This window comes from Microvirga tunisiensis (assembly GCF_009296175.1).
Lineage (GTDB): Bacteria > Pseudomonadota > Alphaproteobacteria > Rhizobiales > Beijerinckiaceae > Microvirga > Microvirga tunisiensis.
The window spans coordinates 1-12,163 of the sequence record NZ_VOSK01000200.1 but is presented as its reverse complement, the minus strand read 5'-3'; the positions used below and the strand labels follow the sequence as shown (position 1 = coordinate 12,163).

The 12,163-nt window shown below is 63.4% G+C and carries 8 protein-coding genes and 1 pseudogene; 7 read left to right on the top strand and 2 right to left on the bottom strand.

All coding sequences use genetic code 11. The annotated features are described in order from the left end of the window. Window positions 1–859: 859 nt before the first annotated feature. From ettA to metH, 7 genes are all read left to right on the top strand, one after another. Window positions 860–2,512 (top strand): energy-dependent translational throttle protein EttA, encoded by a 1,653-nt coding sequence (gene ettA, locus FS320_RS29440; RefSeq protein ID WP_162003323.1) that lies wholly within the window; start codon window positions 860–862, stop codon window positions 2,510–2,512. 9 nt (window positions 2,513–2,521) lie between these two features. Next, window positions 2,522–3,208, top strand: coding sequence for an SDR family NAD(P)-dependent oxidoreductase (locus FS320_RS29435; RefSeq protein WP_162003322.1), 687 nt, complete (start codon window positions 2,522–2,524; stop codon window positions 3,206–3,208). Between the two features lie 75 nt (window positions 3,209–3,283). Continuing rightward, a complete protein-coding gene (locus FS320_RS29430; protein WP_162003321.1) occupies window positions 3,284–4,762 on the top strand; it encodes an AMP nucleosidase in 1,479 nt (492 codons plus the stop codon). A gap of 11 nt (window positions 4,763–4,773) precedes the next feature. Beyond that, a complete protein-coding gene (locus FS320_RS29425) occupies window positions 4,774–5,655 on the top strand; it encodes a DMT family transporter (protein ID WP_152715811.1) in 882 nt (293 codons plus the stop codon). Window positions 5,656–5,730: 75 nt separating this feature from the next. Continuing rightward, on the top strand, window positions 5,731–6,744 hold the full coding sequence (locus FS320_RS29420) for a metalloregulator ArsR/SmtB family transcription factor (protein ID WP_162003320.1): 1,014 nt from the start codon (window positions 5,731–5,733) through the stop codon (window positions 6,742–6,744). Beyond that, window positions 6,744–7,649, top strand: a complete 906-nt coding sequence (gene metF / locus FS320_RS29415) for a methylenetetrahydrofolate reductase [NAD(P)H] (RefSeq protein WP_152715809.1) — start codon at window positions 6,744–6,746, stop codon at window positions 7,647–7,649. Before FS320_RS29420 ends, metF begins: the two co-directional genes overlap by 1 nt. A gap of 105 nt (window positions 7,650–7,754) precedes the next feature. After that, complete coding sequence (metH, locus tag FS320_RS29410; RefSeq protein WP_152715808.1) at window positions 7,755–11,510, top strand: methionine synthase; 3,756 nt, start codon at window positions 7,755–7,757, stop codon at window positions 11,508–11,510. Between the two features lie 170 nt (window positions 11,511–11,680). Here metH and FS320_RS29405 read toward each other — a convergent pair whose 3' ends face one another. Together FS320_RS29405 and FS320_RS29400 are read right to left on the bottom strand one after the other, a co-directional pair. Then, the gene (locus FS320_RS29405; protein ID WP_338105535.1) at window positions 11,681–11,959 is read right to left on the bottom strand and encodes an ABC transporter permease; all 279 of its coding nucleotides are present in this window, start codon (window positions 11,957–11,959) and stop codon (window positions 11,681–11,683) included. Between the two features lie 62 nt (window positions 11,960–12,021). Further along, window positions 12,022–12,163, bottom strand: a pseudogene (locus FS320_RS29400) (ATP-binding protein); the annotation flags it as partial.

The window sequence follows — 12,163 nt, the reverse complement described above, 5'->3', positions numbered from 1 at the left end:
GGAACGGATGGGCCTGATCCGACGCCAGCCGGGCTTGGCCCGTAGCATCGAAGTCCTGGTTGAGCCCGAACGCCTGCCCCTCCTACGCCCGCCTCAACTCGTCAAATCCTCAGTGCAGAGGAACTAGTCCTGGCCGTCCCCGGACTCGATCCGGGATCGGTCCGGGCCATCCCGCTTTCAGACCCATGGCCCTCATCCTGAGGAGCAGCCGTGAGGCTGCGTCTCGAAGGAGGATTTCAGTGCTCTCCGGACCCTCCTTCGAGACGCCGCTTGCAGCGGCTCCTCAGGATGAGGCCGCGCGAGACGGTCGGGATCACGGCCCGCGACACCCTCTGCCGTCATTGCCGGGCCTGTCCCGGCCATCCCGATGCGGTGAGGCGCAGTGCTTTACGGATCGGGATCACCGGCACAAGGCCGGTGATGACGAGAGGGTGTGTGCAATGTTCTCACTTTGTTATTGATACGATGTATCATCTGGGCTCGACCCTGGCTCATCCCGGCCCGACGGGGGCGCGCTCGCGAGGCGTCGCAGATGTGGGGCGGGGAGCGGTCCTGCAGCAGGCCTCGCACGCCGGTTGGCGGGAGGCCCTTGGCAGCCCTGTGCTGGTCCAAGTCGAAACGCCTAACAGTCCCGCGTGCGAGGCATCCTGGCTCTTCCCATTCCACCATACCCATCGAGCCGGGCTGCCCAGCGCACCACCCTCGATCACCTCATGGCTCAGGGCTCCCAAGCCCTGGGCCTGCGGGTGCTGGCTCTCCGGAACCCTGCTGGCGACATTCCCCCGCCTTGCCCCGGTCGTCTGCCCCTGCTAACTGACGGCCAACTCCATTCACATCTCGACCAAGCAGGGCTTTTTCCGTGTCCCGTCAATTCATCTACCACATGCGTGGCCTCACCAAGACCTATTCAGGCGGCAAGAAGGTCTTGGATAACATTCACCTCTCCTTCTATCCCGATGCCAAGATCGGCGTGCTCGGCGTGAACGGCGCCGGTAAGTCGACCCTGCTGCGCATCATGGCCGGCACCGATACGGACTGGACCGGCGAGGGCTGGGTCGCAGAGGGAGCGCGGGTCGGCTACCTGCCGCAGGAGCCCCAGCTCGACCCGTCGAAGAACGTCCGCGAGAACGTCATGGAGGGTGTGGCCGCCAAGAAGGCGATCCTCGACCGCTACAACGAGCTCGCCATGAACTATTCCGAGGAGACGGCGGACGAGATGACCCGCCTCCAGGATGAGATCGAGGCCAAAGGCCTGTGGGATCTCGATTCCCAGGTCGACCAAGCCATGGACGCCCTGCGCTGCCCGCCGGACGACTGGTCCGTGGACAAGCTCTCGGGCGGCGAGCGCCGCCGCGTGGCGCTGTGCAAGCTGCTCCTGGAGCAGCCGGAACTGCTGCTCCTCGACGAGCCGACCAACCACTTGGACGCCGAAACGACCGGCTGGCTCGAAGGGCATCTGCGCAACTACCCGGGCGCGATCCTGATCGTGACCCACGACCGCTACTTCCTCGACAACGTGACCGGCTGGATCCTCGAGCTCGACCGCGGCCGGGGCATCCCCTACGAGGGCAACTACTCGTCCTGGCTCACGCAGAAGCAGAAGCGCCTGGAGCAGGAGGGCCGCGAGGACGAGGCGCATAGGCGCACCATCGAACGGGAGCGCGAATGGGTGTCGGCCTCGCCGAAGGCCCGCCAGGCCAAGTCGAAGGCCCGTATCCAGCGTTACGAGGATCTCGTGGCCAAGGCCAACGAGAAGGGCCCGACCACGGCTCAGATCATCATTCCGATCGCCGAGCGTCTGGGCAACAACGTCATCGAGTTCGACAACCTGAAGAAAGCGTTCGGCGACAAGCTTCTCATCGATGGTCTGTCCTTCAAGCTGCCGCCGGGCGGCATCGTCGGCATCATCGGCCCGAACGGCGCCGGCAAGACCACGCTGTTCCGCATGATCACGGGTCAGGAACAGCCGGACGAGGGCAGCATCAAGATCGGCGAGAGCGTCAAGCTCGGTTATGTCGACCAGAGCCGCGACTCGCTCGATGCCAACAAGACTCTCTACGAGGAGATTTCGGGCGGCAACGAGGTGCTCTATCTCGGCAAGCGCGAGATCAACGCCCGCGCCTATTGCGGCGCCTTCAACTTCAAGGGCTCGGACCAGCAGAAGAAGGTCGGCGTGCTCTCGGGCGGCGAGCGCAACCGCGTGCATCTCGCCAAGATCCTGAAGTCCGGCTCGAACGTCCTGCTTCTCGACGAGCCGACCAACGACCTCGACGTGGATACCCTGCGGGCACTGGAGGAGGCGCTGGAGGATTATGCCGGCTGCGCCGTGATCATCTCGCACGATCGCTGGTTCCTCGACCGCATTGCCACCCACATCCTGGCCTTCGAGGGCGATAGCCACGTGGAATGGTTCGAAGGGAACTTCGCCGATTACGAGGAGGATAAGAAGCGCCGCCTCGGCACGGATTCCACGATCCCGCATCGGATCAAGTACAAGAAGTTCTCGCGGTAGTCTTTTTTCGTGGGAACTTACCTCATCACAGGCATCGGACGCGGGATCGGGCAGGAGCTCGCCCGCGTTCTCTTGCATCGGGGTGATCGCGTCATCGGCACCCTTCGTGGCCTGAATCAGGCGCCGCCCGCATGGAGCGAGTACACCACAACAGGGCAGCTCATGCTGCTGGGGCTCGACGTCCGGGACAGCATCTCGATCAAGGCCGCGGCCAAGAGCATCGACGAGCCCATCGACGTTCTCTTCAACAATGCCGGCATCATCGGTCCGCAGCGGCAATCGACGCTCGATATGGATTTCGATGGGTTTCTCGAAACCCTGAACGTCAACACCCTCGGTCCCTTACGGATCGTCGAGGCGTTCCTGCCTCACCTGAAACGCGCGAAGGCGGCCAAGATCGTTACCCTCAGCAGCCGCATGGGCTCCCTGTCTTACGCCAAGTCCGACCGGATTGCGTATCGTGCCTCCAAAGCTGCGGTGAACAAGGTGGTTCAAGGTCTGGCGACTGATCTGCAGGCTGAAGGGATCGTGGCCATCTCTGTCCATCCCGGCTGGGTCCGAACCGATATGGGTGGCTCAGGCGCGGACATCCCGGCCCAGCAAAGCGCGGCCGGTCTCGTCGCGCTCATCGACCGGCTGACACTGGACGACACGGGCGGTTTCTTCGACTGGCAGGGTGAGCGGCTTTCTTTCTGATCGATCAACCCGGTTGGGTTCTTTCCAGAAACAGTGTATGACCCTTGAGGCACGAGACGTAAGAAGAGAGTCCACGTGCCAGCCGATCACATCTCCACCTTCCAATCCGTTGCCACGCCTGAAGAAGCCGTCGAGCGGCTCATCACGCTTCATGACAGCGCCATCGAAGCGCAGCGGCAGGCTCTCGATCATTTCTTTTCCACTGGCACGCCGCCCACACCCTTCGAGCGGTCCCGCTTCCGCTATCCGGAACTGCGCCTCGACTACCGATCAAGCGCCGTGCCGCCCATTAAGCAGCGCGCCTATGCCAAGTTCCAGGGGCCTGGGGTTTATGCCACCACCATCACGCAACCTGGATTCTTCAAGAACTACCTGCTGGAGCAGCTGAACTTCCTCGTGCGCGACTATGGCGCCACCATCGAGGTCGGCGTCAGCGACCAGGAAATTCCCTATCCGTATATCTTCGAGCGTGGCGACGAACTGGGCCGCGGAGCTCATTCCGCCTCCGAACTCGCTCAGCATTTTCCGACTCCGCTTCTCGCCAAGGTAGGCGACGAGATTGCCGACGGCACCTGGGTGTTCCATGAGAACGAGGTGCGCCCCCTGGCGCTCTTCGACGCGGCCCGGGTGGATTACTCGCTCCGCCGTCTGGTGCATTACACCGGCAGCGACTGGCGCTGCGTTCAGCCCTGGATCCTGCTCACCAACTATCACCGCTATGTGGACCAATTCATCCGCTGGGCCGTCAAGGAGCTGGCGAACGAGGAGGGGCCTTATACGAAACTCGTCCTGCCGGGCGGCATCACTATCGAACGGGGGCTGGACGACGCCGTCATCGAAGAGCTGATCGGCTCCACGCCCTGGCACCGGTTCCAGATGCCGGCCTACCACCTGATGCGCCAGGACGGGCATGGGGTGACCCTGGTCAATATCGGCGTCGGGCCGTCGAATGCGAAGAACATCACCGATCACCTGGCGGTGCTGCGGCCCCATTGCTGGCTCATGGTCGGGCATTGCGGGGGCTTGCGCCAGTCGCAATCCATCGGCGATTACGTGCTGGCCCACGGCTACCTGCGGCGCGACCACATCCTCGACGGTGCGGTGCCGCCGGAAATTCCGATCCCGGCCCTCGCGGAAATCCAGGTCGCCCTGCAGGACGCGGCGGTGCACGTCACCGGCGAACGGGGCGAGGAGCTGAAGCGGCGCCTGCGCACCGGCACCGTCGTGACCTACGACGACCGGAACTGGGAGCTGCGCTGGAGCCAAGAGCGGCGGCAGATCAACCTGTCCCGCGCCATCGCGGTGGACATGGAAAGCGGCACCATTGCGGCTCAGGGCTACCGGCTGCGTGTCCCCTACGGCACGCTGCTGTGTGTCTCGGACAAGCCGCTGCACGGCGAGATCAAGCTGCCGGGCGCGGCCAATGCCTTCTATGAGCGCGCGGTGAGCGAGCATCTCATGATCGGTCTTGCAGCGCTCGACATCCTGAAAGGCCAGCGGGCGTCCCTGCATTCGCGCAAGCTGCGCAGCTTCGACGAACCCCCATTCCGCTAAGCCGACGCCCGATGTCGCGGGAGAACCTGGGCTTGGTGCTGGGCTTCGTCGGCGTGTGCATTTTTGCCGGTACGCTTCCGTTTACCCATATCGCGGTTGAGCACTTGAGCCCGCTCTTCGTCACGGCGGGGCGGGCGGCGCTTGCCGGGCTCCTGGCCCTCGCGACCCTCCTCGTTCTGCGTAGACCTTGGCCCTCACGGCGACAGGTCGGCGCCATGGCGCTCGCGGCTTTATGCCTGGTCGGAGGCTTTCCCGGGTTTACTGCACTGGCGATGCAGCGCGTTCCGGCGTCCCATGGCGGTGTGGTGCTCGGCATTCTGCCGCTCGCAACCTCCGCCATCAGCACTCTGATTGCTGGCGAGCGCCCAAGCCCGGGTTTCTGGCTGGCCGCTCTGGCCGGTGCCGCCCTCGTCATCGGCTTCACCCTGCATGAGGGTGGCGGCTCGCTCGGGCGGGGTGATCTCTTCCTCCTCGCGGCTGCCTTTTCGTCAGCCCTGGGCTATGTGGTCTCCGGCAAGCTTGTACGTAGTGGCTTGGCCGGTTGGGAGGTCATCTCCTGGGTCTTGGTCGTCGCCCTGCCAGTTACGGTTCCGGTGGCGCTCTGGACCCTCCCGGAGGAGTTGGGGGCGATCCCCGCCTGGAGTTGGATCGGCTTTGCCTATGTCACCCTCATGAGCCAGTATCTCGGCTTCTTTGCCTGGAATGCCGGACTTGCCATCGGCGGGATCGCCCATGTGAGCCAGGTTCAATTGCTGCAGACGTTCGTCACCCTCCTGATCGCCTCCATTTTCAATCAGGAGCCCATTGGCCTTTCCGCCTGGATCGTTGCGGGAGCCGTCTTCGTGCTCGTTGTACTGGCCGGCCGCGCCAAGGGGTACCGAAAAAAGTCCTAAACGTCTAAGGCTCAGCTTGCTCTCGTGTCAAAATAGATATAAATATATCTTTATATGTAAGAGCGAGATTTGGCTGTGCCCGACACCCCGCCTCCATCGCTGGATCTGACCCTGGACGTCCTGCGGGCCGCCGCCGAGGGAACGCGTCTGCGAATCCTGGCTTTGTTGACGGAAGGAGAACTCTCCGTTTCCGATCTCACGGATATCCTCGGGCAGTCCCAGCCGCGCATCTCCCGCCATCTGAAACTTCTCGTCGAGGCAGGCCTCGTGGAACGGCACCGGGAGGGAGCTTGGGCGTTCTTCCGGCTCACCGACCGGGGCGTGGCGCTCCGCATCATCCGCCCCACCTTGGAGAGCCTCGACCGGTCCGATCCGCAACTGCTGGAGGACCGAACCCGCCTTGAGGCCGTGCGCGCCCAGCGCTCGCAGGCGGCGCAGGCCTTCTTCTCCCGTCTGGCGCCGGACTGGGACCGTATCCGCTCCCTCCACGCGCCCGAAGCGGTGGTCGAGGCTGCCGTCCTCGATACGCTGGGCTCGGCCAAGATCCGGAATCTCGTCGATCTCGGCACCGGCACCGGCCGCATGCTGCAACTGCTGGCACCACGTGCCAGCCGCACGGTTGGCCTCGATGCCAGTCACGCCATGCTCTCAGTGGCACGGGCTAATCTCGAAAAGGCGGGCTTAAGGGGCATCGAGCTGCGCCAGGGGGATATCTATGCGCCCCCGTTTCCGCGCAATACCTTCGATCTCGTCGTCATCCATCAGGTGCTGCATTACCTGGATGACCCAGCCCGCGCGATCCGCGAGGCCGCCCGCCTCGTCGCGCCGGGCGGACGGATCCTCGTGGTCGATTTCGCACCGCATAGTCTCGAATTCCTGCGCGAGGCTCAGGCTCATCGCCGCCTCGGCTTCGCTCCCTCTCAGGTGGCAAGCTGGCTCGACGAGGCGGGGCTCGACTGCACGCTCAATTGTGAGATCGCTCCGCCCAAAAAAGGCGACGAGCATTTGACCGTATCCCTTTGGCTTGGCCAGGATCGCCGTGTGGTGACGGATTGGCCCTTGAGTGAACCCGACAGAGAGGTCGCCTGATGTCACCGCTCACCCTTCGTCCCAGCCGGCAGGTCTCCTGTCCGATCAAGGTCTCCTTCGAGTTCTTCCCGCCGAAGACCCCGGAGATGGAGACGACGCTCTGGGCCTCCATCCAGCGTCTCGCTTCCCTTAATCCGCAATTCGTCTCCGTCACCTATGGCGCCGGCGGCTCCACCCGCGAGCGCACCCACGCCACGGTCTCGCGGCTCGTACAGGAAACGCATCTCAAGCCCGCTGCGCACCTCACCTGCGTTGCGGCCACGAAAGAGGACGTGAACGAGGTTGTTCGCTCCTACTGGGATGCCGGCGTGCGTCACATCGTGGCGCTTCGCGGCGATCCTGTGTCCGGCATCGGCACGGCCTATGAGCCTCATGCCGGCGGATTTCAGCAAACCTGCGATCTCGTGGCCGGCATCAAGGCGATCGGCGACTTCGAGGTCTCCGTCTCGGCCTATCCGGAGAAGCATCCCGAAGCTGCATCGCTCGATGCAGATATCGACGTGCTGAAGGCAAAGGTCGATTGCGGCGCAGACCGGGCCATCACCCAGTTCTTCTTCGACAACGATCACTACTTCCGCTATCTCGACCGCGTGCGTGCACGCGGCATTGATATTCCCATCGTGCCCGGCATCGTGCCGGTACAGAACTTCAAGCAGACGGCGAATTTCGCGTCCAAGACCGGCGCGAGCGTGCCTGACTGGCTCGCGGCCCGCTTCGAGGGCTTGGAGAACGATGTCGAGACGCGCAAGCTTGTCGCCGCCGCCGTTGCGGCCGAGCAGGTGATCGATCTCGTCGATCGCGGCGTAAACGAGTTCCACTTCTACACGATGAACCGCGCCGATCTGGTCTATGCCATCTGCCATCTGCTCGGATTGCGCGACCAGAGCGTGAAAGCCGCAGCTTAAGTTTTGCGATGCCTGGTTCGTGAGCCGGGCATTCGTATTTGCCAGATTTGAATGAGCTTCATCGGTTGGTGCAACGCCGACCGCGATGAAAAGAGAACGAATCGAATGACTGCACATACTCCTCGCCCCGCCAATGGCGCTGACGTGATCAAGGCACTCCGTGAAGCCGCCTCCAAGCGGATTCTCGTGCTCGACGGCGCGATGGGAACGGAGCTGCAGCGCTCGCGCTTCTCGGAAGAGGATTTTCGCGGCGAGCGCTTCAAGGACTGGAAGCAGGACGTCAAAGGCAATAACGATCTGCTCATCCTCACGCAGCCCGACGCGGTGCGCAACGTACACCTCGACTATTTCCGCGCAGGTGCGGACATCGTCGAAACCAATACCTTCTCCGGCACCTCGATCGCCCAAGCCGATTACGGCATGGAGGAGATCGTCTACGATCTGAATTTCGAGGGTTCACGGATTGCGCGCGAAGCGGCTCTCCTCGCCGAAAAGGAGGACGGCCGCCGCCGTTTCGTCGCCGGCGCCATCGGGCCGACAAACCGGACGCTCTCGATCTCGCCGGACGTGAACAATCCGGGTTATCGCGCTGTGACCTTCGATCAGGTGCGCGAGGCTTACGCCGAGCAGGTGAGGGGACTGATCGACGGTGGTGCCGAGATCATCCTCATCGAGACGATCTTCGACACGCTGAATGCGAAGGCCGCCATCGTCGCGACGCATCAGGTCTTCGCCGAGAAGGGCGTGAAGCTGCCGATCATGATCTCGGGCACGATCACGGACCTCTCCGGCCGGACGCTCTCGGGCCAGACGCCGACCGCTTTCTGGCATTCGATGCGACACGCGGAGCCGTTCTCCATCGGCCTCAACTGCGCGCTTGGAGCGCGCGAGATGCGCGCCCATATCCAGGAAATCGGCAAGGTTGCCGACACGCTCGTCTGCGCCTATCCGAATGCGGGCCTGCCCAACGAATTCGGCCTCTATGACGAGCGCCCCGAGGCGACGGCCAATATGCTGGCGGAATTCGCCGATGCGGGTCTCGTCAACGTGGTTGGCGGCTGCTGCGGCACGACGCCGGATCACATCCGCGCCATCGCGGAGGCCGTCGCGGGCAAGGCGCCGCGCTCGGTGCCGAGAGTGCAGCCGCTCATGCGCCTGTCGGGCCTTGAACCCTTCATCCTCACCTCCGACATTCCTTTCGTGAATGTGGGCGAGCGTACGAACGTCACCGGTTCCGCCAAGTTCCGCAAACTCATCACCAATAACGACTATGCCGCCGCCCTCGACGTGGCGCGCGATCAGGTCGCGAGCGGCGCGCAGATCATCGATATCAACATGGATGAGGGCCTGCTCGATTCCGAGAAGGCGATGGTGGAGTTCCTCAACCTCGTTGCGGCCGAGCCCGATATCGCTCGTGTTCCGGTGATGGTGGATTCCTCCAAGTTCCACGTGATCGAGGCCGGGCTCAAGTGCATCCAGGGCAAGGCCATCGTGAACTCGATCTCCATGAAGGAGGGCGAGGAGGCTTTCATCGAGCAAGCAAAGATCTGTCGCTCTTACGGTGCTGCCGTCGTGGTCATGGCCTTCGATGAGCAGGGCCAGGCGGACACGCTGGAGCGAAAGGTCGAGATCTGCACGCGCGCTTACAGGATCCTGACCGAGCAAATCGGCTTTCCACCAGAAGACATCATCTTCGATCCGAACGTGTTCGCGGTTGCCACCGGCATCGAGGAGCATAACGGCTACGGCGTCGACTTCATCGAGGCGACGCGCATCATCCGCGAGACGCTGCCGCATGCCCATATCTCGGGTGGCGTCTCGAACCTGTCCTTCTCGTTCCGCGGCAACGAGCCGGTGCGCGAGGCCATGCATTCGGTGTTCCTGTTCCACGCCATCAAGATCGGGATGGACATGGGCATCGTGAATGCAGGGCAACTCGCCGTTTACGACGAGATCGATCCGGAGCTGCGCGAGTTGTGCGAGGACGTGGTGCTCGACCGCCGTCCCGATGCGACGGAGCGCCTGCTGGAGGCGGCGCCCCGCTTTAAGGGCGATGGATCAGGCGCCGTTAAGGCGGCCGATCTCGAATGGCGCTCTTGGGCCGTCGAGAAGCGGATCGAGCATGCGCTCGTCAACGGCATCACCGAATTCATCGAGCAGGACGCCGAAGAGGCGCGTCAGTCGGTCGAGCGTCCGCTGCACGTGATCGAAGGCCCGCTCATGGCCGGCATGAACGTGGTCGGAGACCTCTTCGGCGCTGGAAAAATGTTCCTGCCGCAGGTAGTGAAGTCCGCGCGCGTCATGAAGCAGGCCGTGGCCTACCTCATGCCGTTCATGGAGGCGGAAAAGGAAGCCTCTGGAATTGCGCAGCGCTCTGCTGCCGGCAAGGTGCTGATGGCGACCGTGAAGGGCGACGTGCACGATATCGGCAAGAACATCGTCGGCGTGGTTCTCGCCTGCAACAACTACGAGGTTCTCGATCTCGGCGTCATGGTACCGGCCCAGAAGATCCTGGAGACGGCCCGCAGGGAGAAGGTGGACGTGATCGGCCTCTCCGGCCTCATCACGCCGTCCCTTGACGAGATGGTGCATGTGGCAAGCGAAATGGAGCGCGAGGGCTTCGACATTCCGCTCCTCATCGGCGGCGCCACCACGAGCCGCGTGCACACGGCGGTAAAGATCCATCCGAACTATCATAGGGGTCAGGCCGTCTATGTGACGGATGCCAGCCGCGCCGTCGGCGTCGTGTCCTCGCTGCTGTCGCCCGGCATGAAGGACGGCTATGTGGAGACGCTGCGCTCCGAATACCGCAAGGTGGCCGACGCCCATGCCCGTTCGGAGGCCGACAAGCAGCGCTTGTCCATCGAGAAGGCCCGTGCCAACAAGCTCGCGATCGACTGGTCGTCCTACCAGCCGCCGAAGCCCACTTTCACCGGCGCCCGCGTGTTCCGCAGCTACGATGTGGGCGAGCTCGTGCCCTATATCGACTGGACGCCGTTCTTCCAGACATGGGAGCTGAAGGGCCGCTTTCCGGCGATCCTCGAAGACGAGAAGCAGGGAGAGGCCGCGCGGCAGCTCTGGGACGACGCGCAGGTGATGCTCAAGCAACTCGTGGACGAACGCTGGTTCAATCCAAAGGCGGTGATCGGCTTCTGGCCTGCCAATGCGGTGGGGGACGACATCCGTCTCTACACGGGCGAGAGCCGTGCGGAGCAGCTTGCGACCCTCCACGGTCTGCGTCAGCAACTCTCGAAGCGCGACGGCAAGCCCAATATCTGCCTGTCCGATTTCGTCGCTCCTGTTGAGAGCGGACAGCCCGATTGGATCGGGGCCTTCGTGGTGACCTCCGGCATCGAGGAAGTGCGCATTGCGGAACGCTTCGAGCGCGCGAACGACGATTACCGCTCGATCATGGTGAAGGCGCTCGCCGACCGTTTGGCGGAGGCGTTCGCGGAGCGCATGCACGAACGCGTGCGCAAGGAGTTCTGGGGCTATGCCTCCGACGAGAACCTCACGAATGAGGGTCTAATCGGCGAGGAGTACCAGGGCATCCGCCCTGCTCCCGGCTATCCTGCACAGCCCGATCATACGGAAAAGGCAACCCTGTTCAGTCTGCTTGAGGCCGAGCGCCGCATCGGTGTGACGCTCACGGAGTCCTACGCCATGTGGCCCGGCTCTTCCGTATCGGGTCTCTACCTGTCGCATCCAGAGGCTTACTACTTCGGCGTCGCCAAGGTCGAGCGCGATCAGGCGGAGGATTACGCGGCACGTAAGGACATGAGCGTTACGGAGGTCGAGCGCTGGCTCGCTCCGATCCTCAACTACGATCCGGCGCGCTATCGCGTGATGGCGGCGGAGTAGAAATGGTGGCACTGCGTCGTTCCGGGGCGGCTCATCGGAGCCGAACCCGGAATCCATAACCGCTGACGGTGCAGGATAGTTTCACCGGCCTCCACAGCGTCTCATTTTCCAGACGTCATGTTGATTGGGGGGCTTGGTTTCGCTGCGCAGCCAGGAATGACAATGGAGCGTCACTCCCGCCGCAGCGCCTCGATAGGATCGAGCTTCGCGGCGCGCTGCGCGGGATAGAACCCAAAGAAGATGCCTACGAGTGCCGAGAAGCCAACCGCGATGATGATGGCGTTCGTCGACACGAGCGAAGGCCAGCCGGCGAGTTGCGCTACGAGGTAGGCGGCTCCTGCGCCAAGACCGATGCCGAGCGCTCCGCCGATGGTGGACAGCGTCGTCGCCTCGATCAGGAACTGGCTCAGGATGTCGCGAGGCCGCGCACCGACGCTGTCAAGCGACACCGAGATTTACGAGATAAGGCGACATCCAGTTTTACGACGGCTCAAGCGTGAGCCCGCTGGAGAGCCTCCTCCAGATCCCGCAGGCGATAGCTGCGCCCCTTGATGTTGAGAACATGCGCTCGGTGCAGCAGGCGGTCGAGGATGGCCGTGGCCAGCACCTCGTCGCCGGCCAGCAGCTCGGTCCACTCCCGGATGCTCTTGTTC

Excerpts from the sequence above, each read along its gene's own strand:
- metH (WP_152715808.1), top strand. The coding sequence starts at position 7,755 with ATGACTGCACATACTCCTCGCCCCGCCAATGGCGCTGACGTGATCAAG.
- metF (WP_152715809.1), top strand. The coding sequence starts at position 6,744 with ATGTCACCGCTCACCCTTCGTCCCAGCCGGCAGGTCTCCTGTCCGATC.
- FS320_RS29425 (WP_152715811.1), top strand. The coding sequence starts at position 4,774 with ATGTCGCGGGAGAACCTGGGCTTGGTGCTGGGCTTCGTCGGCGTGTGC.